This window comes from Parafilimonas terrae (assembly GCF_900115755.1).
Classification (GTDB): Bacteria; Bacteroidota; Bacteroidia; order Chitinophagales; family Chitinophagaceae; genus Parafilimonas; species Parafilimonas terrae.
In genome coordinates, this window is record NZ_FOXQ01000003.1 from 289,381 (window position 1) to 316,349 (window position 26,969).

The following is a 26,969-nucleotide window of genomic DNA, read 5'->3' on the forward strand; positions in this document are numbered from 1 at the left end:
GGTTTTTAGCCCGGTCTTTGCTATTGTTGCAAATAATTTTTGAATTCGGCGAACATTTTTATGAAATCATTACGGGAAATCTACGAAGAACATAATGATCGTTTGATGCATAAATGGGATCATTATATTGATGTTTATGACAAACATTTTTCATCTTATAGAGATAAAGGGGTAGTTTTTGTAGAAATAGGCGTAGCTCATGGAGGCTCTTTGCAAATGTGGCGAAAATATTTTGGTGAAAAAGCTTTACTTATAGGAATCGACATAAATCCTGAATGCAAAAGGTTTGAAGAAGGTAATACAAAAATATTTATTGGCTCTCAAACTGATGAAGATTTCCTTAACAACTTGAAAAGCCTGATCCCTCCAGTTGATATCCTCATTGACGATGGTGGCCACACTATGAAGCAACAAATTACTACTTTCAAAACTTTGTTTGATCATGTAAAGCCAACTGGATTATATGTTTGTGAAGATTTACATACATCATATTGGTATGAATATGGAGGTGGCCTTTATAACCAAAATTCATTTATAAATTTCTCTAAAAAATTTATAGATAGCATGCATGCGTGGTATTTACCACGTTCTGTTCAAAAAAGATATTTTAATAATCTAACAACTTCAGTTCGAGGGTTGCATTTTTACGATAGTATGTTAATTATAGAAAAAGAGGTAATCAAAAAGCCTGAAAATACTTTAAAGGGACAAGAAACATTAAGTCATCATGTTGCCAATGAAGGCCAAAGGAGAAAACTTACAACCATTATAAAATCATGGTTCAAAAAAAAGCCGCAGTAGTTATTCTTTATCAACCTGACGAATCTGTTAAAAACCGTATAAGGTCATATATACAACATGTAGAAAAGCTATACATTATTGACAACACGGAAGCAGCTGCCTTTAGCACTCATCCTCTTTTATCAGATTATCCTAAAAAAATTACGTTGATTAACGAGGGTGTTAACGAGGGCATTGCTAAACGCTTAAACCAAGCCTGTTCCCTGGCTTTAGAGGAAGGATTTGATTACCTGCTCACAATGGATCAGGATTCCTGGTTTGATGAAACTGTTGTTAAGGCTTATTTTAAATGCATAAACGATTTTAAAGAAAGGGCAACTGTTTCAATGTTTGGTGTAAATCATGAAAAAAAAATTACAGGTACAGATTGTTCTTACCAGGAATGCAATTTTTTAATAACCAGCGGCAGTGTTATTAACCTGGAAGCCTATAAAAAAGTAGGGCCTTTTGATGAAGATTTGTTTATTGATTTTGTTGACGCTGAATATTGCTTCAAGTCAATAGAACATGGCTTTAAAATAATTAAGTTCCCTAATATTTTTATGCACCACAGCCTTGGAGAAATTCAAACCAAAATTTCTTTAAAAAACCTTAAACCAAGGGGGAGAACTTTTCATTCTCCTGCCAGGTTATACTATATGACCAGGAATATCTTGTATATCCAATCAAAATATACCCACAGGTTTAAAAAAGATATTTCCAAATACAAAAAGGATTTACTTAACCGGATAAAAAATAATCTCTTGTATAAAAACAACAAGGTGCAAACTATTAAAATGCTTCTTAAAGCGTTTAAAGATTATAAAAACAAAAGGATGGGAAAACTTCAGGATTAATTATCTTATTAAAACAAGCGTGCCTTTCTTTGTTACCACTCCTTCCGTACATTTTGAAGATACCCTTATTTGGTAAACGAATGTTCCTGCACCCTGCGGTATGCCTTTAACGGTTCCATCCCAACAACTATTTATATTATTGGAATGAAAAACAAGATAACCCCACCTGTCATAAATTAAAATATCAAAATAATCTACAGGCCCCCAATTCCTAAGGCTAAAACAATCATTTAACCCGTCGCTATTAGGAGTAAATGCACCTGGCACCTGGAATGGCGACGCACCTACTACAAATGATGATTTCACCAATATTGAATCTTTGCCTTTACAGCCGTTTTGATTTTCCACATTTACAGAATACCAGGTATCGGAAGGCGGGCTTACAACAGGGTTATTTACATGAGTATTGCTGATAAATGTGGCGGGCTCCCAGGTATATTTAATGCCGCCGGAAGCCGTTAGCATGGCCTGTGGCGTTAAGCAATCAACATCATTTGATTTTGTCAAAGCAACATCCGGGGCTTCGTTTATAGTTACATCGGTATTAAGCGTATCCGACAACTTGCATATACTGTTGTTAATTATAACGGTATATGTTGTATTAAAAGCTGGATAAATTACAGGGGTTGATGATGATGGGTTTGAAATATTTTCACCTGGCAACCATTGAAATATATCTCCACCAGTTGCCGTCAGTATAATTGAGTCACCCAAACAAACAGATGGATTCTTTGGATTAATAGCAAATACAGGAATAGGGTTTACAGTTATTATAACAGAATCCTGAGCTGAACATGCGTTATTTGCAGTTCCGGCAACCACGTACATTGTAGTTGAAGATACAGTAGCGATGGGATCAGCAATAGTTGTGTTGGATAAGCCGGACGAAGGGCTCCAGGTATAAGATGAAGCGCCATACGCATTTAACTGAACAGATGCATTGCCACAAACAATAGTATCGTTACTAACCTTAATATCCGGCAATGGAAGTACGGTAATTATAACAGAATCCATCAATACCGGTTTGCTGCTATCCATTAAAACATGCAGGTAGTATTTTGTTGTTACAAGCGGCGTTGCCACAGGGCTTTTTATAGAGGAGTTTGACAATCCTGCAGAAGGCGACCAGCAATAATTCAAGCCATCAATGCTATTTAATTGTACAGAACTGCCGGCACAAACAGCAGTATCAGCATTAATAATAACATCGCTTTTAACCACATCTACGTTTACTTTATATTCAGCCGTATCAAGACACCCTTTATCTGTTTTTGCAAATAAATTCACGGAATAAATTCCAAAGGAAGAATACTTAATTATCGTATCCGTTACGTTTCCTGCTGTAATTCCGTTGCCAAAATCCCACCAAATGCTATCAGCATTTATAGTAGTACTTTGAAAGTGAATTGAAGCAGGATCACAAGATTGCTGCGCATATATAAAGTTTGGCTGCAAATCGCAAACAGTATCGCAGTCTATTACAACTATTTGTTTGCAAAATGATGTCTGGGTTGGAAGGCCTTCGTCTACACTTAAATTAATGTTATATACTCCTGCACTATCATAAATAATTTCAGGTGGATTTACCTTATTTGTACCTGAAATATTAGAATTAGTACAGCCGGAAAATTTTAGCCGTGTCAAAGTATTGTTATGGGCGTTAGGTATTATTGTATATAAGTCGTTCTCAACCCGGAACAACTTTGAAAAAGAGTGAGGGAAACTTAAATTTCCGATATTGCCAAGTGAAACCGCTGAAGGAACAGATTTAAGATCATTATTAAAATTAAGCCGGACTATATCATTATAACTTTCATCACCATTAACAACAAAACCTAGAATATCGTCACAATATTTTTGAATATAAATATCAAAACACTCATGCATTGTACCGCTAATATTTCCGAGATCGTTAGCATTGGGTGTATTGAGTAATGAATTTCCGAAATCCAGTCTTGTAATAGAATTAGAATTCATATTAGTAACAAAAACATACCATTTATTATTATCTTTTATGGCGTTTAAGCCCGTAGGACCATTTAAAATCCCGAATGAACCTAGATTGCTTCCAATGGGAGGATTTGCAAAATCATAACCGAAATCGAAACGGGTTATTGTATTATTATTAGTATTTGCAGTTACGCCATACCATTTGTTATTTTCATTAAACATATATAGTTTATGAGGATAGGCCATCTCGCCAATATTACCCCAGTCTGTAGCAACAGGAGATGTATTTGTAATATCTGATCCAAAATCAAGCTTAATTATTTGAGGCGTAACGCCATAAAAGTCATCTCCTCCTACCATAATTGCGTACCAATGATTACCAGTGTTAATCACTTGTATCCCTTCTGCATTATCAGTAATTACATTATTAGGGTTTCCAAGGTTTACCAGAGCTGGTGTGTTTAATAAACTGTTACCGAAATCAAGCCTGGATATACCGCCAGGATGATTATTTACCACAAACGCATAATAACTTCCATTCTGCGATACTATATCAGAATAAACAGGCAAGGAAAACGAAGAATTAATATTACCCAGATTTTTTCCAACAGGAGACTTATTCAAATCAGCCTGGCAAAAACTCCAATAATAAGTTGTAGCACCGGAGGAAGTATTAGTAATTGTAACAGTAGAATTGATACATACGGTATCCGGGGCTACAAAATTTGCAATAACGGGCAATCTGCAATCATCTATTACTATTTGTTTGCAAAATGATGCCTGGGTTGGAAGGCCGATATCAACCAATAAGTTTACATTATAAATACCGGGAGAAGTGTACGTAACAGATGGTGGCGTTTGAGCTGTTGAAGAAGCGATATTCGTGCTTGTACAACCAGTGTAACGTAATCTTGTAATAGTATTATTAGCAACATTTGTAATGAAAGAATAGATATCATTTCCTTCAAGAAAAAATTTTGATATTGAATGTGGAAATTTCAGTTTTCCGGTATTGCCCAGATTGATAGCTTGCGGGCCTGACGAAACATTATCGCCAAAATCAAGTTTGGTTATTGAGCCTGTAGTTTCATCCTCTTCATTTACAACTAACCCCACTATACCATCGCAGGATTGAAACAAGGAAATATCTCGTGGGCGATTTAATAAACTCCCGGGATTTCCAATATTAATTCCATTGGGGATGTTAGTAATTGAGCTTCCAAAATTTAACCTGGTGATTGAATTATTATCCCTGTTTGCAACAAATGCATACCAATTGCCATTAGTATTTAAAAAGCTAAACCCGCAGGGGTAGTTAAAGTTGCCGATACTTCCAAGGTTCACACCGCTTGGTGTATTGTCCAGATCGTTACCAAAATCAAATCTTGTTATCGTATTATTTTTGATGTTGATGGTAAACCCATAAAAATTATTATTCTCGGAAGCAATAAAAAGATCATGAGGAAATAGTAAGCCTCCTATATTACCAAGGTTAATCGCAGTTGGCGCATTGGCAAAAGATGAACCAAAATCGAGTCTTATTAAAGTAGAGCCATTGCCTGCATCATCACCCGCGGCTACAACGAAAACGTAGCATTTATCATTAAATTCTTTTACCTGAATACCTTCAGCATAAATAGGTATTAACCCGTTAAAATTGCCAAGATCATCAGAAGTTGGCGTGTTTAATAGCGAATTACCATAGTTAAGCCTAACAATATGTCCATTAGCGTAATTTGATATAAATCCATAAAAATTACCATTCCCGTCTTTTTCATAATCCATAAATACAGGTGCATTTAATAAACTACCAGGATTTCCAAGGTTATTGGCTAAAGGCGTGGTATTAAACCCTGCAGTACAAAAGCTCCAGTAATAATTAGAAGCGCCTGTAGATAAATTAGTAAACTGAACGGGATCATTAACACAAACAGTATCTGGCCCTGTAAAATTAGCGACAACATTTACAGGTTTTATATTGCATGAATCTGCAACAAAAGAAGCACATGTGGGATTAGTCTGATTAATTTTCGCATCCCCTACTATTTTACCATTCCATTTAGTATTACCTTGTTTATTTTTTAGGTCATCGAATGTATAATAAGCCAATAACCCCGCTTGTGTTGCAGGATTAGGTAAGGGTTGATTCATATATTTTTTTATATCATTCTGAGATCGTACCACTTTCCATATTCTCACTTCATCAATATACCCAACCAAATTTTCATTTGTTACATTTGGATTAACAGCGAGGCTTCCTATAGTTGTAATATAATCATTTTGAAAAAGGTCGCCTGAACAATTAATACTGCTCATCAAAAACCCGTTCCTGTAAAATTTTAAGATCTTCCCGTCATAAACCATTGCCACATGATAAGTTTTATTCAATTGAATATCGCAGATATCAGGTGTTTTGAAATAGCCATTGCTAGTAGTAATCTCAGCAGAATTAGGGCGCAGCAGATAATTAACAGTACTTGGGCCTTCATGTTTAGATACCAAATCACCAGCATATAGTTGTGAACCGAAATAAGGGGCAGTCCTGTTAAAAACAGCTTCAACTGTAATTTGATTTCCCGGTATATCCAGATCACCAATCTGAATGCCTGAAACATTCCCTGTAATTTTTGCCCAGTTATCACAACTTTGTCCAAAACTTATGGCGGGAACTATCCAAAATAAAACAAGGGTAAAAAATAAACACCTGGGGTTCATAAACAATTAAATGGTTGCAGTTACCCCACAAATTAAACCTAATTCACCTAAACAAAAAAATCCCGCTGTGCGGGATTTATATAAAACTTAAAAATTCAATCACCAACTCCTGTTCAAATCCCAACCCTCAAATTCTTTGGCCACCGCCGTTAAGAAAGATGCGCCCAAACTGCCATCAACAATCCTGTGATCATAACTTAAAGATAAATACATTATATGCCTTATACCAATTGTATCGCCCTGTTCCGTTTCAATTACCACAGGCCTTTTCTTAATAGCGCCAACTGCAAGTATGGCCACCTGCGGCTGATTAATAATAGGTGTGCCCATCAAACTGCCAAAGGTGCCCACATTGGTTAATGTAAAAGTACCATCTAATGTATCATCCGGTTTTAGCCTTGCATTACGGGCTGCATTGGCAAGATTATTTACCTTCTTACTTAAGCCCACAAGATTTAAATCGTCCGCATTTTTAATTACCGGCACAATTAAATTGCCATTCGGCAAAGCGGTTGCCATGCCAATATTCAAATCTTTTTTTATAATAATCCTGTCCCCGTCAACCGAGCTGTTAACCATCGGGAAACGTTTTATCACCCGCACCAAACAATCAATAAAAATAGGCGTGAACGTAATTTTTGTTCCATGCTGTTTTTCAAAATCCTTCTTAATTTTTTCCCGCCACAAAACCATGTTAGTAACATCAGCCTCTGCAAAACTAGTAACATGGGCGCTCGTTTGCTTGCTTTGCACCATGTGCTTTGCAATCAGCTTGCGCATCCTGTCCATCTCAATTATCTCAACATTACCTTCATATTCTTTCGGTAATTCTTCTGCATATATTTCTTCCACAGGCCTTATAGCAACAGAAGTGTTTTCCTGCCTTACATTCATATTTGCCGCTTCACGGCCTGCATTAGTTTCCACAGGCGCCTTGCCCCTGTTTGCCACGTAATGCAAAATATCTTTTTTAGTAACCCTGCCTTCATTTCCCGTACCCGGTATGCTTTCCAGTTCTGCCATGCTTACACCTTCGCTGCTGGCAATGTTCATTACCAGGGGAGAATAAAAACGGTTTATTTTGCCATTGCCATTAGCCTGCGGTGCAACATTCACGGGTATATACGGAACACCCTGTTCATCAATTTCTGACTCCTCAACTTCTTCTTTAACATCACCAACGGGTGCAGGAACATATACATCATTGGTTTCAACAGGTGCATCAACATCCGTTTCAATTTTTGCTATCACGCTGCCAATAGGCACTACATCATTCTCCTTAAATAATATTTCCGAAATACGGCCTGCTGTTGTACTGGGCACTTCACTGTCAACCTTATCAGTTGCAATATCCAGCACGGTTTCGTCCTGCTGCACAGCATCGCCCGGCTTTTTATGCCATTTTAAAATAGTTGCCTCCATTATGCTTTCGCCAAGTTTCGGCATTACCAGATCAACAATAGCCATAATTGATTTTTTTATTTTTAGTTTTTGGGGCTCTCGGCTGTTGAAAAAATTTCAGCTTTTGTTCCGGCCATCCGCTTCAAGTCCTCGCTCCTTCGTCGCTGCGGGCTTTCCGCTGCTGTCCGGCAGCCCGTCAGCAAAATAATACTATTCAGCATTATTCAAACCATCTTCTCTACTAATCAAAACACCCGGCAAAATGATTATTGCATAATCAATGTTGTTGACTCAAGTTTTAATTTTCGAAATATTCAATATCCAACGCTCAATGTTCAATTTGCAGAGGCCTCACAATTGAAATTTGCATATTGTTTTGTTCCTGCCCGACTAATTCGGCCAGGCGGGGAATATTGAATATTTTTTAAGCCAACCAGCTTAATTTATTATTGATTATTTCAATAGCAAGCAGCAATATCTAACAATCAATACAATTTAAATCCTCTCCCTTCGCGCCAAAGGTAATATAAACCAATTAACTGTTAGTTTCTACAAACCTGCACAACAAATACAATGCATTTACAGCCGTTAATTCTATATTCCGCTTTCTGTCAAACCTGAAATGCATGCGTTTCGTCACAATTTTTTGTGCATTGCCAACTGCAATCCATACCGTTCCCACAGGCTTATCATCCGAGCCGCCGCCCGGTCCCATAATGCCAGACACTGCCACAGCATAATCTGTTTCCATTACTTTCAAAACACCACTTACCATTTCCTTTACGGTTTCTTCACTTACCGCACCAACAGAAGCAAGCGTTTCATTATTAACCTGCAATACATTTTCTTTTATGCTGTTGCTATAGCTAACCGCGCTCCCTTTAAAATAATCAGAAGAGCCTGCTATTGATGTTATGAGATGCGCTATATAACCGCCGGTACAGCTTTCAGCAGTTGATACCGTTTTATTATGCCGCCGTAACAATCTTCCCAGTAAAACTTCAAACGGAATATCTTCATCAACTGCCAACACATCTTTTACTTCTTCTTTTAATATGGCAAACTTTTCATTTAATATTTTTTCTGTTTCTGCCTGGCCGCCTTGCGCCGTCAGCCGCAAACGCACCATGCCGTAATTAGGCAAATACGCCAGCTTTATATTTGAGGGAAGGCTGCTTTCAAAACCTTTAATCCTTTCAGCCAAAAAACTTTCACCAATACCGGCTGTTAATAAAGTTCTGTGGCCGATATAGGGCAATTGAAAACGTTGCTGCAGCAATGGCAAAACATGGTTATTCATGGCAGCCTTCATTTCATGCGGAACGCCGGGCATACTGATAAATATTTTTCCGTCTTTTTCAAACAGCATATTTGGCGCCGTGCCAACTTCGTTTTTCAAAACGGTTGCCACATCAGGAACCAAAGCCTGCCTGCGGTTGCTTTCAAGCAAAGGCAGCGGGCGCTTAAACACTTCGGTAAATAGATAAGTAATATGCTTCAATGTTGCTTCATCCATTATCATTTTGCCGCCAAAATATTCACAAAGCAAAGGCTTGGTTATATCATCTGCTGTAGGCCCCAACCCGCCGGTTATTAAAATAACGTTGGAGACAGCGCTTTCATCATCCAGCGCTTTCCATATTTCATTCCGCGCATCACCTACCGCCAGGCGCCGGTGTACCCATACGCCAATTTTATTTAATTCCTGCGCTATCCATGCACTGTTGGTATCAATAACCTGGCCTATTAAAAGTTCATCACCAATTGTTATAACAGAAACTTTAATCCCATCCATATTAATTGTATTTGTGGCGCAACAAATGTATAATGCAACTTTCGTTTCTCTGCAACGAAAAACAAAATCAAACTGTCATATTATAAGCCTGCTGCCATGTAGTGTTTCAGAAAATCAATCATTCATCATATTTTTTTATGAAATCAATCCTGACTGTCTCTTTTGCGTTGCTTTATATGTACACGCAGGCGCAGTTCAATACACCAAGAATAGAAGCCTATGTTGCGCCTGGTTTGTTTTTTGAAAAACTAAGCAATGATGAACTTGTACCGCCAAAACGCAGGGAAGTAAGCCGGTTAGGAGATGTTGGTTTGTATGGATTGCAGATTGCTGTTCCGTTAAAAAATCAGCGTTTTACATTAAAAAGTGGCGCAGGTTTCAGCCAGCGGCATTACAGCCTTAATAAATATTCTTTGAATGATCTTATAGCTATGATCATTCCGTTCGGGCATGGTTCCGATAGCTTTGCTATAAACAACGTACGTTTTACCAATAACTATTTCCAAATTCCACTTTCCTTTTCTTATACGGTTAGTAGCCCTGTACATAAATTTAAACTGGCATTTGGTTTAACTCTTCGCCCGGAATTTTTATTGCAAAGCAGTGCTGCAGTAGCTTTTGATTCTGCTTATAGAATTCCGCAGCCTGCCGATGTAATTACTGCTAAAAAATTATATACATCCAATGCATCAAAATTTTTATTTACTGCAGAATCTTTTGTTGAAGGCTCATTTCCTGTTTATAAAAATACCGGCATGTTCTTTCAGTTCAGGCCCTATTCATTTTATGCTTCGCCTTTAGACAAACGTTTAACCACATCAACAATAGAAGCATTTAGTTTTACATTTGGCGCATTCTATAGCTTTAAATAAAACCAATGCGCATAGCTTTTATTCTTCTCTTCACTTATTTTTCTATTACTGCTACCGCACAAAATATTACGCAGAAAATAAATGCGGCTGTAAATAATTTTTTGAATAATGAACAGCTTAAACATGCTGTTGTGGGTTTGTATGTTACTGATGAAAATGGCAATAAAGTTTATGCGCTAAATGAAGAATATGGCCTGGCGCCTGCAAGCACGCAAAAGGTTTTCACATCAATTGCGGCTTTAAGTTTACTGGGCAAAGATTTTACTTACAAAACTGAAATAGGTTATACAGGTAATATTGAAAACGGCAACCTGAATGGCGATTTAATTATAAAAGGTTTTGGTGATCCAACATTTGGAAGCTGGCGCTATGGCAATACAAAACCGGCATCTGTTTTAAATTTTATTGTTGCCAAAATAAAAGATGCAGGCATTAATACTATTAACGGAAATATTATTTTAGATGATGGCGCATTCAGTTACCAGCCTTTGCCCGGCGGCTATATATGGGACGATATGGGCAATTATTACGGCAGCGGAAGCTGGGCTATTAACTGGCGCGAAAATCAATATGATCTTATATTAAAGCCGGGCAAAAACATTGGCGACACATCAGCCATTATTAAAACTTCGCCGCCAATTAATATAAAAGAATACAACAATTTTATTACAACCGCTAAACCAAATTCAGGCGATAACACTATTCTTTACCTGCCGCCTTACGGCAATAATGCTTTTGCGGAAGGCACTATTCCGGCAGGCGTTAAAGATTTTACGGTTTCGGGTTCTTTACCTTATGCATCAGATCAATTTAAAGCAGAACTCGATTCCGCTTTACAAAAGAATGGAATAGCTGTGAAAAATTCAATTATTACAGGCGCTTCATTTGCCAAACAATATAAAGCAATCCCGGTAGCTGAAAACATTATTGCAACTTATCATTCTCCCGCACTTGATAGTATTGTTTATTGGTTCCTGCAAAAAAGCATTAATCTTTATGGTGAATGTTTATTAAAAACAATTGCTTATCAACAGCACCATTATGGTTGTGCTGATTTTGGGGTGGCTGATTTAAAAAAATTCTGGCAGCAGAACGGTATTGATTCATCTTCTCTCAATATATCAGATGGCAGCGGGCTATCGCCGCAAAACCGCGTTACCACGCATGCTTTGGTGAATGCTTTATTATATGCCAAAAAGCAAAGCTGGTTTCAAAGTTTTTATAATGCTTTGCCGGTTTATAATAATATGAAATTGAAAAGCGGAACCATAAGCGCCTGCCGTGCTTTTGCAGGTTATCATACTGCTGCAAATGGAAAGAAATATGTGGTAGCCATAATTGTAAATAATTATGATGTGAGTAAAGGCAGCGTTACGTCTAAAATTTTTAAAGTGCTGGATGCGTTGAAATAAGTAAAACTCATAGCCTGTAATCCGTCTCAATAATTCTAATATCCGTCTCATTCTTTTTTATCATTCGCTGTAAAACAGATATACATTAATTTTCGCACTGAAATTGATTGATGCTATGTGCAAAAACTTTTTGAGACTGCTGTTGGTTATGTGTTTTATACTTCCTGTGTTAACAGTGCAATCGCAGAATAATACACTTTTTAAACTATTGCCTGCCGATCAAACAGGCGTAACGTTCAATAACAATGTAACTGAAAGCGATAGTTTTAATATTCTTAACCAGGCTAATATTTACAATGGCGGCGGTGTTGGCATAGGTGATTTTAATAAAGACGGGCTGATGGATATTTACTTCGCCGGCAGCATGGTTTCAAACAAACTTTACCTCAATAAAGGGAATTTAAAATTTGACGATATAACGGATGTTGCAGGTGTTACCGGAAATCATCACTGGTGTACAGGTATAGCAGTTGTTGACATAAACAATGATGGCTGGCCTGATATATATGTATCCTGTTCCTTCCTTAAGAACAATAAGCCAATGCGCACCAATCTTTTATATATCAACCAGGGATTGAACAGCGATAATATTCCAACGTTTAAAGAATCTGCAAAGCAATACGGCCTTGCTGATACAGGCTTCAGCACGCAGGCTTATTTTTTTGATTATGACAAGGATGGCGATCTTGATATATACCAGGTTACCAATGAGCTTTATGATCCCAAAACGCCCATCCGTTTCAGACCTAAAGTAAAAGATGGCAGTGCTTTAAATACAGATCGTTTATACCGTAACAACGGTGATGGAACATTTACCAACGTTTCAAAACAGGCGGGCATAACAATAGAAGGCTGGGGCCACGCTGCATGTATTACAGATATAAACCTTGATGGCTGGCCTGATATTTATGTAGCCAATGATTTTGTTTCCAACGATCTGTGCTATATCAATAATCACGACGGCACCTTCACCGATAGCTTACCGGAATATTTCAAGCATACTGCATGGAATGCAATGGGCACTGATGCTGTTGATATAAATAATGATGGCTTCACTGATTTTATATCGCTTGAAATGCTGCCTGAAACAAACATGCGTAAGAAACGCATGCTTAGCGGTAACGAATATTATAACTATCTCAACAGTGATAAATTTGATTACACACATCAATATGTGCGCAATGTATTGCAATTAAACAGTGGTAATATCCCGGGCCATCATCCTGTATTTTCCGATATAGGTTTTATGGCTGGTGTATATCAAACAGACTGGAGCTGGTGCCCGTTGGTTGCAGATTTTGATAATGATGGTTTGCGCGACATCATCATTTCAAATGGTTTGCCAAGGGATGTTACAGACCTTGATTATGTTACCTATGATGACCGCGCAGGTATGAAAAGCAGCAACTATACAGTAGCAATGACAAAACCATTGCCGGTTGTAAAAATTGCAAACTATGCATTCAAAAATACAGCAGGTATTACGTTTGAAAACAAATCAACCGAATGGGGCCTTACCCATAAATCTTTCTCAAATGGTGCTGTCTATGTTGATTTGGATAATGATGGCGATCTCGATTTTGTTATCAACAATATTGATGATAATGCTTTCATTTATGAAAATACTTTCTTTGATAAAAGCAAACAAAACAGCGCAGATCATTACCTGAGTGTAGCCATAAAAGGCAGTGAAAAAAATATAGACGGTATTGGTGCCACATTACGCATTTATTATAATGGAAAGCAGCAGTATTACGAACATTATCCAACCCGCGGTTATCTATCCACCAATGACCCGAGGGCACATTTTGGATTAGGCGCTGTTACAAAAATCGATTCACTTATTGTTCAATGGCCCGATGGAAAACAACAGTTAATAACCAATATTGATGCAGACAAACTTGTTACGGTAAATTATAAAAACGCGGTAAATGAAAAATCAAACGCACCCATTCTGCAAACTTTATTTAAGAATGTTGCTTCAAACGTTGGCATAAAATTCAAACCAAAAGAAAGGGATTTTACAGATTATGGCATTCAGCCAACAATGCCGCATAAATTAAGCCAGTATGGACCGGGCATTGCCGTTGGCGACATAGACAATAATGGTTATGAAGATTTTTATGTTGGTGGAACATCGGGCAACGCAGGCGTATTTTTTATGCAAAACGCTGATGGCAGGTTTACATTGGATTCATCAAGGCTTATTCCAAAAGACGATCCTCTATATGAAGATATGGGTGTATTGTTTTTTGATGCAGATGGTGATAAAGACCTTGATCTCTACGTGGTAAGTGGCAGTTATGAAATTCCTCCTGATCATCCCATCAGCAATGACCGCTTGTTCCTTAATAATGGCAAAGGAATGTTTACAAAAACAACAGGTACATTGCCTGCAGATTCAACCAATGGCAGTTGTGTGCGTGCTGCAGATTTTGATGGTGATGGCGACCTGGATTTATTTGTCGGAGGCAGGGTGGTATCTGGCCAATATCCTGCAACGCCTAAAAGTTTTTTATTCGAAAATGACCATGGAAAATTTACAGACGCAACAGCCAAACTTTGTCCGCAGTTAAAAAATATAGGCATGATAACAGATGCCTTGTTTACAGATTTTAATAATGATGGTAAAGTTGATTTAATTGTTACAGGTGAATGGATGCCAGTTACTTTTTTTGTAAACACAGGTAAAGGTTTTGAAGAATTAAAAAATACAGGCATTGAAAACAACATAGGTTGGTGGAACAGTATTGTTGCTGGCGACTTTGACAACGATGGCGATTTGGATTATATAGCTGGCAATTACGGTCTGAACACAAATTATACTTGCTCCCCAGCCCAACCGCTCACCATTATTGCAAAAGACCTTGATAACAACGGCTCAATGGATGCAATGGTGTTTTGTTATATGATGGCAGAAGACAGCACCATGAAACCTTTTCCCATTGCAACAAGAGGCGACATGATGGCCCAGCTTGCTTCAATTAAAAAAATATATCCAACATATAAAGCTTATGGCGCTGCCACGATGAATGATATGTGGAGCGCCGCAGACAAAGAAGGGGCAATTATACTGCAGGCAAATGATATGCATACTTCGTATATTGAAAATGAAGGCAATGGTCATTTTAAAATAAAGCCCTTACCGCTTCAAACGCAGTCTGCGCCTGTATTTGGGATGATAGCGGAAGATATTGATAACGATGGAAACCTTGATCTTTTACTGGTAGGCAACGATTATGGAATGGATCCATACACCGGCAGAATGGACGCTTTTAACGGGCTTTATTTAAAAGGCGATAGCAAAGGAAATTTTAATCCGTTTACATTGGCACAATCCGGTTTTTATGTGCCCGGTGATGCAAAGGCGTTGGCAAAAATACACAATGCAAAAGGCGAAGATTTATACATCGCTACACAAAACCAGGATAGTTTAATGGTTTATGCAAAATCAATAAAAAACAACAACAGTAAATGGATCAATCTTCAGCCGGAAGATTTTTCTGCGGATATATTCTATAAAAATGGTAGTAAAAAACATATTGAATTTTATTACGGCAATTCTTATTTATCGCAATCATCAAGAAAATTAGAGTTAACAGGTGACGTAGTTAAAGCTGTTATAAGCAGCTATGCCGGCAATAAACGTGAAGTAATAAAAGAGTAATAATTTATACGCCGCATCTTCTTACCATACCTTGTATTTGCGATAACGTTTTCGTAAATATTTCTGTTTCTGCATACATCATTTTATAATATCGCACCACATTTGGCGGCAGCAGCATACATTTGACAATATCGTAATTATGCAAAAGATTTTTTGTTTCGGGGAAATATTGTTGCGCATGTCGCCTGTATTAAATGGCAAATGGCTGCAACAAAATAATATGCCGGTTTATATTGGCGGCGCAGAATTAAACGTAGCAACGGCTTTGGCAAAATGGAATATGCCTGTAAGCTATTGCACAGCTATACCCGGGCATTATCTTTCAAAAGAAATATTGCAATATTTAGGCAATAAAAATATTGATACAAAACCGGTGCAATTAAGCGGTAGCCGCATCGGCATTTACTTTTTACCTGAAGGCGCCGATTTAAAAAGCACAGGTGTTATTTATGACCGCTCACAATCTTCGTTTGCATCATTACAACCAGGTGTAATAAACTGGAATGAATTGTTAGAAGATTATACGTGGTTTCACTTCAGTGCTATATCTCCCGCAGTAAGTGAAAGCGCTGCTATGGTTTGCCTCGAAGCGGTGAAGGCCGCATCAGCAAAAAACATTACGGTATCGGTTGATTTAAACTATCGTGCAAAACTTTGGCAATACGGTATAAAACCGCCAGAGATCATGCAGCAGCTATTACCTTATTGCAATGTTGTAATGGGCAATATCTGGAGTGCCAATACTTTGCTTGGCATAGATATAGATGAACATATTCATGATAAAAAAAGCAGGCAGGCATATATTGAACATGCTGGCATAACGGCAAAAAAAATCATGCAGCAATATCCTTCATGCAACACTGTTGCCAATACATTCAGGTTTGATCATAATGATGGTATAAAATATTATGCAGTGCTTGATACAAATAACAATCAATATATTTCCACGGAATTTACCAGTGAAAAAGTGATGGATAAAGCCGGCAGCGGTGATTGTTTTATGGCGGGGTTAATATATGCGACCACGCAACATTATGCACAACAACACATCATCAATTTTGCGGCAGCCGCCGCATTTGGAAAATTGCACGAGGCCGGCGATACAACATCGCAAACCGTTCAACAAATTGAATCATCATTAAAAAACGTATATGTTTAGTCACACAGAAATAAAAGACCTTATAGAACAACAAGGCGTTTTGCCGTTATTTTTTAATGAAGATGCAGCCATAAGCATTGATATAGTAAAAGCGCTGTATGCTGCAGGCATCCGCATTATAGAATATACCAATCGCGGTGAAACAGCATTGGCCAATTTTAAGCAACTGAAAGAAGAATGTGCCATTAATTATAAAGACATGTGCCTTGGCATCGGCACTATAAAAACGGCTGACGCAGCCAATGCTTTTATAAATGCAGGCGCCGACTTTTTAATCAGCCCGGCATGGAATGATGAAATACTTGCAGTTTGCAATGAAAAGAATTACTTATGGATACCCGGCTGCATGACGCCAACTGAAATTGCCTATGCTGAATTGAAAGGAGTAACTATGGTAAAAATATTCCCGGGCAATGTGCTTGGGCCTACCTATATATCAGCGATTAAAGAAGTTTTCCCTGCTATGAAATTTATGCCGACCGGTGGTGTATCGCTTGATAAAAATAACCTGGCAGGATGGTTTAAATCGGGTGTGGTTGCCGTTGGCATGGGTAGCAAGCTTATCAGTAAAGAATTAATCTCTAATAAAGATTATACAACGATAGAAACACTGGCCAAAGAAGCGCTTGAAATGGTGAAAACGATTAAGACGGAAATTTAATGATTTGTTTCAATTGGAAAGGTTATGTTCAACAGGCAGGCTTATATAAATAGACGTTCCCTTATCAGGAACAGATTGCCAACGTATGTTACCGCCCCGGATAATTGCAGAAAAATTTTGATAAAGAAATTGTAGGGATTAAAATCAATTCAATCCTTAATCATCACAACAACAAATAATAATCTTGAAGTAATTTTATGAATTCACCATCATACCTCCCATCCCCACCCATTACAATCATCTCTGAAGTAACAGCAGAACTTTTCTCTTTCCCCAACAAAAACATACTTCTGAAAAATTGGTGTTTTGGGGTTTGCTTTACAAAAACAATTTCTTTAATCGAAAGATGGTCACGGATCAATGCACTCAGTTGTTCGGTACGATTATAGGGTATTAAGATAAATAATTTTCCATCATCTTTCAATAAATCTCCGGATATTTTTATCAATTCTTCCAGCTTTAGCTCAGCACTATGCAACGCCAGGTTTCTTTTGGCATCATTACTCTTTAAATTATTTTCATAAAAAGGCGGGTTGGAAATAATTATATCGTATTTATGTTGAGCTGCCGAAGCAAATTGCTGTACGGAAGTATTATAAACCTTCAATCGCTCTCTCCACGGTGATGCCTCAAAATTTTCTTTCGCCTGCTGCGAGGCAGCTTCATCCATTTCAACAGCATCAATCATTATACCCGGTAATTTTTGCGCAAGCATTAAAGAAAGCAGTCCGGTACCGGCGCCAATATCCAACAAGCTGCGAGCCTTGAGCTGTGAGCTGTGAGCGGCTGCCCAGGCGCCGAATAAACAGGCATCGGTGCAAACTTTCATGGCGCATTTGTCCTGGTAAACCGTAAACTGCTTAAACTTAAAATAATTATTGGGCATTGGCAGTCAATTCTCCCAGCAATGAATCCAGGTCAAGCTCTTTCGTGTACATGTGCAATTCACCTTTTTCATCAAAAGGCCACAATTCCCGCGGCTTATCCCAATACAATTCAACGCCGTTTTCGTCGGGGTCGTTCAGGTATAGAGCTTCAGAAACGCCATGATCAGCAAAACCGGTGAAAGGATATTTGGCATCCAGCAGCCGTTTAAGTATAACTGCCAAATCTTTTCTTGTTGAGTACAAAATTGCTGTGTGAAACAGGCCTGCCGAGTGCACCGGCGCCGGTTGTGCATTTTTGCTGTGCCATGTATTCAATCCAATATGATGATGATAGCCGCCGGCGGAAAGAAATACAGCCTGCGTGCCATACCTTTCCATAATTTCAAAACCCAGCAAATCTTTATAAAAAGATAATGCGCGGTCTAAATCGGCTACTTTTAAATGAACATGCCCGATTCTTGTTTGAGGAGGAACAATATAATCCATCACCAAATTTTAGTGAAAATTAGGGAAACGTTACCAGAATATGTGTTTCGGAAAAATAATTGTCACCTAAACAATTATTTTTTCTTTAATTAATTTTTATCTTGCCCCTCCTAAAAATAAAAGAATGAACGCTGATCTTACCAAATTATCAATTGACACCGTACGGCTGCTTGCCGCAGATGCGGTGCAAAAAGCAAATTCCGGCCATCCTGGAACACCAATGGCTACTGCACCCATGGGTTATGTGCTTTGGACAAAAGCTATGAATTATAACGCCAAAAACCCTGAATGGGCTAACCGCGACAGGTTTATTTTATCTGCAGGCCATGCCTGTATGTTACAATATGCTTATCTATACTTAACCGGCTACGATGTTACGCTTGATGATTTAAAAAATTTCAGGCAACTGCATAGCAAAACTGCAGGCCATCCCGAATACGGTTTACTGCCTGGTATTGAAATTACCACTGGCCCCTTGGGACAGGGTTTTGCCAATGGCGTTGGTATGGCGATAGCGCAGAAATATCTTGCCGCCCGCTATAACAAAGAAGGGTTTGATCTTTTCGATTATAATATTTATGCTATTTGCAGCGACGGTGATTTAATGGAAGGCGTAAGCGCAGAAGCTGCCTCTATTGCAGGTCATTTAAAACTTGGCAATATTATTTATCTCTACGATAATAACCATATTTCCATAGAGGGCGATACTTCGCTTGCTTTTGATGAAGATGTGGCGAAACGTTTTGAAGCTTATGGCTGGCATACGCAATCTGTTGCAGATGGCAATGATATAAATGGCATAGCTGCTGCTATTGAGAGTGCAAAAAAGGTAACAGATAAACCTTCCCTTATTTTAGTGAGGACACATATTGCTTATGGTGCCCCTAATGCTGTGGATACAGCAGAATCCCATGGCGCGCCGTTAGGTAAGGAAGAATTGGCGTTGACAAAAAAGAACCTGGGCTTCGACCCAGGGCAATCTTTTGTTGTAGCCGACGAAGTGCTTGAATTCTACCGCAAAGCCGGTTCAAAAGGTGCAGAGACTGAAAAGAAGTGGAATGAATTATTTGTGGCCTACAAAACAAAATATCCGGAACTGGCTGCGGAATACGAACTCTTCAGCAGTGGCAAATTACCGGAAGGCTGGAAAGAAAAGCTGCCTGTATTTGGCCCTGATGATGCCATGGCAACCCGCCAGGCATCAGGTAAAACAATAAATGCCATAGCCGACTTCTTCCCTTTAATGATTGGCGGCGCTGCCGACCTTGCTCCTTCAACCAATACGCTAATTAAAAATGCCAGCTCTTTTGAAGCAGGTAATTATGGTGGCAAAAACTTTCACTTTGGCATTCGCGAACACGCAATGGGAGCCATCTTAAACGGCATTGCGGTTACCAAAGGCTTTACGCCTTATGGTGCAACGTTTTTAATTTTCAGTGAATACATGCGCCCGCCCATTCGACTTGCAGCTATTATGCAATTAAAACCCATTTATGTTTACACGCACGATAGCATTGGCTTAGGAGAAGATGGCACTACCCATCAACCGGTTGAGCAGCTGGCTTCTTTACGTTCCATTCCAAATGTAACGGTGATACGTCCCGGCGATGCAAACGAAACAGCACAGGCATGGCGTGTTGCATTAGAACACACCGGTGGCCCTGTTGCAATTGTGCTTTCAAGGCAAAAGTTGCCTTCTTTGGATCAAAGCAAATATTCAAAGGCTTCTAACCTGGAAAGAGGCGCTTATATTTTATCTGATGCAGAAAATGCACAGCTTATATTAATAGCAACCGGAAGCGAAGTTTCATTGGCTGTGAAAGCGCAGGCGGCGTTAAAAGAAGAAGGCATTGCAGCAAAAGTGGTAAGCATGCCATCGTGGGAATTGTTTGAAAAGCAAGATGCAGCTTATAAGGAATCTGTATTTCCAAAAACCTTAAGAAAACGTATTTCAATTGAAGCGGGGTCTCCTATGGGCTGGCATAAATATACTACCGATGAAGGCGATGTGATAGGCATTTCAAAATTCGGTGAATCTGCACCTGGTGATGTAGTAATGAAAGAGTACGGCTTTACGGTTGAGAACGTTGTAAATAAAGCAAAAGGGCTTTTAAAATAACGGAAGCTATATTACATAATAAAACAGGTTGTTACGGGAAATAACAACCTGTTTTATTTTCTGCCAGAATCAAATTATTTACTGGCTTTCCATTTAATATTGGGGTCCACTGCTATTTTAGCCGCCCCATTACTATATATTGCATTATTAGTTGTATAAGTTGGATACGTCCTGTAAACACGCACACCAACATCCGTATTGGTGCCAATTGCATTATCATATACCGTAAATGTTGTATTTGTTGTAGGGTCTGTATAACGTGTGTCGATCATTATGCTCGCCATTCCATTCGCTCTATGGCCTGATAAGACCCCTGTATTGGATATTTTATTGTTTCTGATAGTAAGCGGGCCAGCCCCCAGAGAAGATATACCCATTGTAAAAGTATTACTGATTGTATTATCATATACGTTGGCTGTAGTGTACCCCCCCAGGCTTATACCGGAACCCTGACCGTTCGTATTATACTCAAAGCCGCAATTAGTAATGGTATTATTATAAATTTCATTAGTGCCTTGCGATGCACAGGATAATTGTATGCCACTCCTGTAAGTATCCTTGATTATCATGTTATGCACTTTAATATTACCCAGGCGTAAAGGTTTTGGATAAATAGTCCTTCCATTGCACGTAATTGCTCTTTTCCCGTTAGGATCCGTACTTCCTAAGTACATACCTTCCTGGTTGCAGGATTGAATACGGCCATTGTAAATATTTATGCCTTTAATAACCCAGCTGGGATATTGCAGACTGTCAGCGCATGATGCCTCCTGTTTTACCCAGTACCCATAAGTTTTATTGTAAATATCTACCCTTGCAATTATAATATTTGAAGAGCGGCCCTGGATGGTAACACCAACACCACTATTTACAGTTGAGGAGATACGAAATCCATATTTATCCTTTGTTCCGTTACCTAAAACTTTTATATACCGGCAGTTAGTAAAAGAAAAACCTGAAGATAACTGAACCTGTGAGCCTTGGTTCACAATAACCACATGCTTACCCGCTTCGCCATAAATATTTTCAAGCGTACAATAACTCCATTTTCCCGTTAAAACGAAGGTATCTCCCGGCGAATAGGAGAAATTTTTACCATTAATATATAGCCCCTGATCTCCACCCTGTTTTAGCAGGATGCGTTTAGGCTTTGCCGTTGCATCAGATTGTTCAGAAGATTGAACTGCGTCTGAAGATGAAATAGGGGTTTCCCCGGTTTTTGTACATGCATACCACGTACTTACTGCTAACAGCAGAAATAACAATTTTCTCATTCTTAAATGAATTTTAAGGCTTTTTTGAATTTGTAGAAAAAAATTTACACGCGCTGAGCCATCAAAAAACATTCCCGAATATAGTCAAATGTTAAATTAACATTTTTTTACATAAACAAATGTTTGTTATTTATTTTACCCTGTAGTGATTACAGTTTGAGGGGAAGTAACATTATTTTTTTGTAAGGGGTTTCTAACTCGTTTTATGTTCTTTTTATAAGTAAATAAGAACCACGCAAAATTGTTATAAATAAAAAGATTGTAAATAATTATCGACACTACACAGCCTGCAGTAATGCAGGAGATAAGTATGATATATACGTTATGAATGTCGAAAACATGTACCATGAGCGTTCTTGTAAAAGCGGCTATCATAACATGCATCACGTATATATAAAGTGAATGATAGCCCAATATCCTCAACCATGACATCACATTCAATCTTTGCAACATGAATGAAAACGCAAGCATCGTAAAACAACCTGTAAATGCAATTACCAAAAATTCGGCCCGCATGGTTACAGTGGTGAGATAATACATGTCGTGGTTTAAATAAAATGTTTGGGCAAGGATAAAAAAGGGAATGGCAACTAATAATGTAAACGGATTTTTAAAAAAAATTTGAACCCTTTCATGAAAGAATAACTGTGATATTGTATCGCCCACGGCAAAGAATATATAAAATTCCATCCAGTCTGAAATCATACTTACGCTTTGCATATAAGGAGACAAAAAATAAAATCCCAAAGCAATAAGCAACAATAACCACCACCTTTGTGTAACATATTTTTTTATGAGAATATATACAACAGCTGCATTAAACAAAGCAGGCAAATACCAGAACTGGTCTAAGTTTCGTGGCTGATAAAATATATAAGTATAATCGATAAGCCCTCTGTTAGAATTGGTGAATCCTGATGAAATAATCTGCAGGGTTATTTGTATTATCACCCATATAAAATAAGGATACAATAATGTTTCAAATTTATTTTCAATGTATTGCTTTACGGTTCTTTTTCTTAAACTCAAGCTCGCAAAAATTCCGGAAAGCATAAAAAACAAAGGCATACGAAAACTGTAAAAAACCAGGTTCGCCTGTTCAAGATAGGGCGGTATATATTCACCGCTGCCTTCAATACCAAGCAAAGAATGCCTGTAAACAACCAAAACAATTGCAATGCCTTTAAGATAGTCAACCCAATGCAGCCTGCTTTTTTGCAGGGCAGGAAGGTTGAAGGCTTTTGATACCCAGCTTTGTTTTTGTACCAGGTTACTATTCATGGGAAGCTGGTTTAAAAAAAGTAAATTCTGAAGCGGGCTGCTGTACAACCTGAATATTTGCTTTTCCAGTTTTCTTCTTTGTAAAAAGAGAATCTTTAAGTTTAAGAAACCTGGATTCGTAAACCCTGAAACTTAAGTTTGCAAACAGATAAACAATTATAACATACGGAATAAAAACAACTACTTTCAAAGCAAGATTATCTGTTATAAAAATACGGTTACATACATATTCGAGAATGGCCCAGTGAAAAAGATACATACCATAAGATACTTTACCAACATTAACCATCCAGTTGGTTTCAAGCAGCTTTCTTACAGAGGCAAATGCTTTATTGCTGTTATAGCTAATTAATGCGAGAATAAACGAAGCAAATAGAAAATTCAGCACCGTGTAATGCCAAACATGCTGGTATAAATGTGTTTGGCCACTATTATATCCCAGATCATTAAAAAAATATTTACCGGAGTCTGTATTAGCGAAGTTGACAATGCCTGCAATAATTGCAATAACAAGCGCGACAGTAAAAATCCGTTGCGGTTTTTTTATCTTTTTATCCAATGACAAAACCGGGATCAATCCACCCATAAAAAAAGCGTCCAGGTGGCTTAATGTGTTCCAGTAAACAATATCGGCAACAACAGGCTCCGACAAACCTTTTGCCGTATAATATTCGCCCAGCAAAAACCTTGTAATAGGTGAAATAAAAATTATCGCGATCATTAAAGTTTTTGTAAACCGCTGCGGGCATAAAAAAATGATCAATGGAAAAAACAAATAAAACTGCTCCTCAACCGAAAGCGACCATAAATGTGTAAAAAGCGGGTTGCCCTCCCAACCAGGCAACGATCGTGTGTAATTGAATGTATAGGTAAATAAATAAGATGCATATTCAGAATAATAAGAAGGAAAATGAAAAAGCAGGTATGCAAGCGTTATAAACAGCAGGTACCCAAAGTATAAAGGGAAAATACGCAGTGAACGTCTTACCCAGAATTTCTTAAATTTAAAGGAGAGTGATGATTCAGCGTTTTGTTTTTCCTTCCATAAAATACCTGTTATTAAAAATCCGGAGAGTACAAAAAACAACTGTACGCCAAGCCAGCCAAAGTGTGTTATTTCAGCATGAAAGCTCATAACCAAAATAATAGCAATAGCGCGCAAGCCATCCAAACTTTTAATATATCCTGAATTACTATTCATTATAATACTTAACCGTTATATCTGTTGGCAATAAAGATTGATATGTTGTTAGGTTCTTTATTAAAGTTTCATCACTTTCCGGCTTAATGGCATAAAAAGAAACAGTTGCATCGCCGCAAATAACATTGTTCTCAATTTGCCATGTAGCCACTTTTTTCCATTTATGCAGCAAAGCATCATCAAACCAGCTATCATATACAATGGCAAATTCCACTTTATTCTTTTGCACAATTTCATTTAAAAATTCGGGCGTATCATAGCCATCTTTTTTTGCTTTCGCTACATCCATATTAGCCAGTCCCCAAAGGTCAACTATGGTTGACTGGTTAAAGAAGGAAACGGCACCAATATCATTTACTGCAATCGTATCGGTATTATAAAACTTCTTTATAAAATTCCCCATCTGATATTGTTGTTCATAAATATTGGTACACGCCTGCGCGGCTTTGGAATAAGCTGCTGCGCTTCTTAGTATCAAAGGAAAAAAAAGAAAGAAAAAGATGAACGCGAATACCGGTAAAAGCACTTTATTTTCTCGCCAACGTATTTGTTTTATGTATTTAACCACCAATACAGAAACTATGACAACTGTACACATAACGAGGTAGGCTTCATAACGGTAAAACCAACCAGTTTTTGCAAATGCCAGTTGCAATACAGTGCATATAGTAATGAATAAAATAATCAAAGAATAATCAGGTTTATTTTTTAATTGTTTCCAGAAAAGTAAATAAGCGCATGGAAGAATCAATAACAGTCTTTGTGTAGCCAATGCAGTAATACCCGTTTTTGCAAGCGTTAATTTTTCAATTAATATATTACTTAAATAACCAGAAAAACCACTGTGAGATAACTCAACAGGGCTTGCCTTCAGCAAAACAGAATTCGGCAGGAAATAACTGTCTTTAAGCAGTGAAATGAAACCAAAAATTACTAACGGCAATATGGAAACAAATCCCAGTAAAAATGCCGGAATAATCTTCCTGTAATAGAGCAGTGCACAACAGGCAATGGCAATTATGAACAAACCCTCATACCGTATGGAACAAATAATCATTCCATATATAAACAGGCTTTTGGGGATAGACCTTTCTCTCGTTTTTGTCCATTCGGAAAAATTAAAAATAAAGAGAAAGGAAAAGAGGCATTGTATGGTATGCTCCATGCCGCTTATAATAAGTATGGGCAGCGGTGTAAAAAATATTACAAGCAATAGAACCAGTAATTGCCATATAAACCCTACATCTTCTTTTTGCAACCTGCGCTGAATAATGAAAATTAAAATAACTGCTGCAACAAGGTTTACAATAAAAGGAATTAAAGTGTTTACAGAAAACAACTTAAATAAAGCGCTTAATAGCACCGTGTATAAAATGGAGGAAGATGCAGATTGAAATGCTTCCGGAGAAATGCCCCAATTATTATGCAGTGCCAGGTTTTTGGCTATTACCATGTGAATATAGGTATCATCAAGAGGGTAAATAAGCTTACCATCCGTTAACCGGAAAACCTGCATTTCAATTAAGACAAGCGGAAGAATTAATGCAATTAAAGCTGTAATTAAAACTATTATTTTTTGCCTGGTAATGGATTTATTCTGTTGCACTATTAATTTATTTTAAGGCATCTTCCAGGCTCATTCCAATCAATCTTTCAAGTTCCACTTTTAAAAGGTCCTGCTGAAGCTGCAGGTCAATACCTTTTACAATTTCATCATTATATTTTTTTGAAGCCTCATTATAAAGTTCTAATGTCGTAGTTCCTTCTTTAAACTTTTGTTCCGTTTGCATAAAACTTATCTGCTCATCATCAATAACCTGGTTTTGAATAATCAGCAATTTTTCATTGGCCTTATATTGTTTATAGTCTTTCAACACTTCGGCTTTTATTGATTTAGCCAATTCCTGTTGCTGTCCTTTGGCAATTGTTTGCGATTGCCTTGTTATTTTTATATCAGTACCATTGCCCACAATCATACCTATTGGAATAGTTACACCGAAAAAATATTTTGGATAAACATAAGCTGTAGTGCTGGTATTAGCCTTTTTTGCAAAAGATTGATCATTATAAGAGGTGGATAAACTCAATAAGTTAAGCCAGTTGCTTCTTTGCTTTTTTAACTGGTATTCCAGTATTTTATTCTGGGCTTCGGTTTGCTTATACTGCGGTTGTGCCAGCGCAAGCCGCACAAGTTTGTTTTCAATTGCAGTATCATCGGCTACTCCCCTGCCTAAGAGTTTTTGCATTGAAGCAGAATGCGAAATATTGTCCTGCGGCACGGTATCAATAATGGCTTCCTGCGCTGTGCCGGATGAAACCTGATTATCTGAAGGGCCTTGTGCATAAGCGCCCATGAGGCTGCCGAGGCAAATAACAAGCATTATAAATGCAGGGGCTGTTTTAGTCTTTGTCATTTTAAATTTGATTTTTAGTTTTTCACCAATGCGGCGTG

At 37.9% G+C, this 26,969-nt stretch carries 18 protein-coding genes; 8 read left to right on the forward strand and 10 right to left on the reverse strand.

Annotated features, from left to right (window positions below; translation table 11 throughout):
• Positions 1 to 60: 60 nt before the first annotated feature.
• Together BM015_RS07605 and BM015_RS07610 are read left to right on the forward strand one after the other, a co-directional pair.
• On the forward strand, positions 61 to 801 hold the full coding sequence (locus BM015_RS07605; protein ID WP_090656936.1) for a class I SAM-dependent methyltransferase: 741 nt from the start codon (positions 61 to 63) through the stop codon (positions 799 to 801).
• Positions 777 to 1,637, forward strand: coding sequence for a glycosyltransferase family 2 protein (locus tag BM015_RS07610; RefSeq protein WP_090656938.1), 861 nt, complete (start codon positions 777 to 779; stop codon positions 1,635 to 1,637). The genes BM015_RS07605 and BM015_RS07610 overlap by 25 nt, the downstream gene beginning before the upstream one ends.
• Here the strand turns inward: BM015_RS07610 and BM015_RS07615 are convergent, their stop codons facing one another.
• From BM015_RS07615 to BM015_RS07625, 3 genes are all read right to left on the reverse strand, one after another.
• Complete coding sequence (locus BM015_RS07615) at positions 1,638 to 6,302, reverse strand: T9SS type B sorting domain-containing protein (protein WP_090656940.1); 4,665 nt, start codon at positions 6,300 to 6,302, stop codon at positions 1,638 to 1,640.
• Positions 6,303 to 6,401: 99 nt separating this feature from the next.
• Positions 6,402 to 7,769 (reverse strand): dihydrolipoamide acetyltransferase family protein, encoded by a 1,368-nt coding sequence (locus tag BM015_RS07620; protein ID WP_090656942.1) that lies wholly within the window; start codon positions 7,767 to 7,769, stop codon positions 6,402 to 6,404.
• Positions 7,770 to 8,238: 469 nt separating this feature from the next.
• Complete coding sequence (locus BM015_RS07625) at positions 8,239 to 9,498, reverse strand: CinA family nicotinamide mononucleotide deamidase-related protein (protein WP_090656944.1); 1,260 nt, start codon at positions 9,496 to 9,498, stop codon at positions 8,239 to 8,241.
• 137 nt (positions 9,499 to 9,635) lie between these two features.
• Between BM015_RS07625 and BM015_RS07630 the strand changes: the two genes are divergently transcribed.
• From BM015_RS07630 to BM015_RS07650, 5 genes are all read left to right on the forward strand, one after another.
• Positions 9,636 to 10,370 carry an outer membrane beta-barrel protein gene (locus BM015_RS07630; RefSeq protein WP_143075787.1) on the forward strand — a complete coding sequence of 245 codons (735 nt, stop codon included), beginning with the start codon at positions 9,636 to 9,638 and terminating at the stop codon, positions 10,368 to 10,370.
• Positions 10,371 to 10,375: 5 nt separating this feature from the next.
• Positions 10,376 to 11,782: a D-alanyl-D-alanine carboxypeptidase/D-alanyl-D-alanine endopeptidase gene (gene dacB, locus BM015_RS07635; protein WP_090656948.1), complete on the forward strand. Its 1,407-nt coding sequence runs from the start codon at positions 10,376 to 10,378 to the stop codon at positions 11,780 to 11,782.
• 175 nt (positions 11,783 to 11,957) lie between these two features.
• Positions 11,958 to 15,449, forward strand: coding sequence for a VCBS repeat-containing protein (locus BM015_RS07640; RefSeq protein WP_177191848.1), 3,492 nt, complete (start codon positions 11,958 to 11,960; stop codon positions 15,447 to 15,449).
• A 139-nt stretch (positions 15,450 to 15,588) separates the two neighbouring features.
• On the forward strand, positions 15,589 to 16,608 hold the full coding sequence (locus BM015_RS07645) for a sugar kinase (RefSeq protein WP_090656953.1): 1,020 nt from the start codon (positions 15,589 to 15,591) through the stop codon (positions 16,606 to 16,608).
• Positions 16,601 to 17,269, forward strand: coding sequence for a bifunctional 4-hydroxy-2-oxoglutarate aldolase/2-dehydro-3-deoxy-phosphogluconate aldolase (locus BM015_RS07650; protein ID WP_090656955.1), 669 nt, complete (start codon positions 16,601 to 16,603; stop codon positions 17,267 to 17,269). Before BM015_RS07645 ends, BM015_RS07650 begins: the two co-directional genes overlap by 8 nt.
• Before the next feature lie 163 nt (positions 17,270 to 17,432).
• On the opposite strand, the gene BM015_RS07655 is transcribed toward BM015_RS07650, so the two are convergent.
• Positions 17,433 to 18,155 carry a tRNA1(Val) (adenine(37)-N6)-methyltransferase gene (locus BM015_RS07655; protein WP_090656957.1) on the reverse strand — a complete coding sequence of 241 codons (723 nt, stop codon included), beginning with the start codon at positions 18,153 to 18,155 and terminating at the stop codon, positions 17,433 to 17,435.
• A complete protein-coding gene (locus BM015_RS07660) occupies positions 18,145 to 18,642 on the reverse strand; it encodes a VOC family protein (RefSeq protein WP_090656959.1) in 498 nt (165 codons plus the stop codon). Before BM015_RS07660 ends, BM015_RS07655 begins: the two co-directional genes overlap by 11 nt.
• A gap of 124 nt (positions 18,643 to 18,766) precedes the next feature.
• On the opposite strand from BM015_RS07660, the gene tkt reads away from it, so the two are divergent.
• Entirely contained in the window at positions 18,767 to 20,761 is a 1,995-nt protein-coding gene (tkt, locus tag BM015_RS07665; RefSeq protein WP_090656961.1) for a transketolase, read from the forward strand.
• A gap of 74 nt (positions 20,762 to 20,835) precedes the next feature.
• Here tkt and BM015_RS07670 read toward each other — a convergent pair whose 3' ends face one another.
• The 5 genes from BM015_RS07670 to BM015_RS07690 all read right to left on the reverse strand — a co-directional run bounded on the left by BM015_RS07670 (position 20,836) and on the right by BM015_RS07690 (position 26,931).
• Positions 20,836 to 22,035, reverse strand: a complete 1,200-nt coding sequence (locus BM015_RS07670) for a right-handed parallel beta-helix repeat-containing protein (protein WP_177191849.1) — start codon at positions 22,033 to 22,035, stop codon at positions 20,836 to 20,838.
• Between the two features lie 135 nt (positions 22,036 to 22,170).
• Positions 22,171 to 23,316: an acyltransferase family protein gene (locus BM015_RS07675; RefSeq protein ID WP_090656965.1), complete on the reverse strand. Its 1,146-nt coding sequence runs from the start codon at positions 23,314 to 23,316 to the stop codon at positions 22,171 to 22,173.
• A complete protein-coding gene (locus tag BM015_RS07680) occupies positions 23,309 to 24,517 on the reverse strand; it encodes an acyltransferase family protein (protein ID WP_090656968.1) in 1,209 nt (402 codons plus the stop codon). The genes BM015_RS07675 and BM015_RS07680 overlap by 8 nt, the downstream gene beginning before the upstream one ends.
• The gene (locus tag BM015_RS07685) at positions 24,510 to 26,123 is read right to left on the reverse strand and encodes a hypothetical protein (RefSeq protein ID WP_090656970.1); all 1,614 of its coding nucleotides are present in this window, start codon (positions 26,121 to 26,123) and stop codon (positions 24,510 to 24,512) included. Before BM015_RS07685 ends, BM015_RS07680 begins: the two co-directional genes overlap by 8 nt.
• A 7-nt stretch (positions 26,124 to 26,130) precedes the next feature.
• Positions 26,131 to 26,931, reverse strand: coding sequence for a TolC family protein (locus BM015_RS07690; protein WP_090656972.1), 801 nt, complete (start codon positions 26,929 to 26,931; stop codon positions 26,131 to 26,133).
• Between the last annotated feature and the right edge of the window lie 38 nt (positions 26,932 to 26,969).

What these genes read in the sequence shown, in the direction of transcription:
- BM015_RS07620 (WP_090656942.1), bottom strand. Translation starts at nt 7,769, where the DNA reads ATGGCTATTGTTGATCTGGTAATGCCGAAACTTGGCGAAAGCATAATG.
- BM015_RS07670 (WP_177191849.1), bottom strand. Translation starts at nt 22,035, where the DNA reads ATGAGAAAATTGTTATTTCTGCTGTTAGCAGTAAGTACGTGGTATGCA.
- BM015_RS07660 (WP_090656959.1), bottom strand. Translation starts at nt 18,642, where the DNA reads ATGGATTATATTGTTCCTCCTCAAACAAGAATCGGGCATGTTCATTTA.
- BM015_RS07615 (WP_090656940.1), bottom strand. Translation starts at nt 6,302, where the DNA reads ATGAACCCCAGGTGTTTATTTTTTACCCTTGTTTTATTTTGGATAGTT.
- tkt (WP_090656961.1), top strand. Translation starts at nt 18,767, where the DNA reads ATGAACGCTGATCTTACCAAATTATCAATTGACACCGTACGGCTGCTT.
- dacB (WP_090656948.1), top strand. Translation starts at nt 10,376, where the DNA reads ATGCGCATAGCTTTTATTCTTCTCTTCACTTATTTTTCTATTACTGCT.
- BM015_RS07655 (WP_090656957.1), bottom strand. Translation starts at nt 18,155, where the DNA reads ATGCCCAATAATTATTTTAAGTTTAAGCAGTTTACGGTTTACCAGGAC.
- BM015_RS07650 (WP_090656955.1), top strand. Translation starts at nt 16,601, where the DNA reads ATGTTTAGTCACACAGAAATAAAAGACCTTATAGAACAACAAGGCGTT.
- BM015_RS07690 (WP_090656972.1), bottom strand. Translation starts at nt 26,931, where the DNA reads ATGACAAAGACTAAAACAGCCCCTGCATTTATAATGCTTGTTATTTGC.
- BM015_RS07680 (WP_090656968.1), bottom strand. Translation starts at nt 24,517, where the DNA reads ATGAATAGTAATTCAGGATATATTAAAAGTTTGGATGGCTTGCGCGCT.
- BM015_RS07675 (WP_090656965.1), bottom strand. Translation starts at nt 23,316, where the DNA reads ATGAATAGTAACCTGGTACAAAAACAAAGCTGGGTATCAAAAGCCTTC.
- BM015_RS07630 (WP_143075787.1), top strand. Translation starts at nt 9,636, where the DNA reads ATGAAATCAATCCTGACTGTCTCTTTTGCGTTGCTTTATATGTACACG.
- BM015_RS07605 (WP_090656936.1), top strand. Translation starts at nt 61, where the DNA reads ATGAAATCATTACGGGAAATCTACGAAGAACATAATGATCGTTTGATG.
- BM015_RS07625 (WP_090656944.1), bottom strand. Translation starts at nt 9,498, where the DNA reads ATGGATGGGATTAAAGTTTCTGTTATAACAATTGGTGATGAACTTTTA.
- BM015_RS07645 (WP_090656953.1), top strand. Translation starts at nt 15,589, where the DNA reads ATGCAAAAGATTTTTTGTTTCGGGGAAATATTGTTGCGCATGTCGCCT.
- BM015_RS07610 (WP_090656938.1), top strand. Translation starts at nt 777, where the DNA reads ATGGTTCAAAAAAAAGCCGCAGTAGTTATTCTTTATCAACCTGACGAA.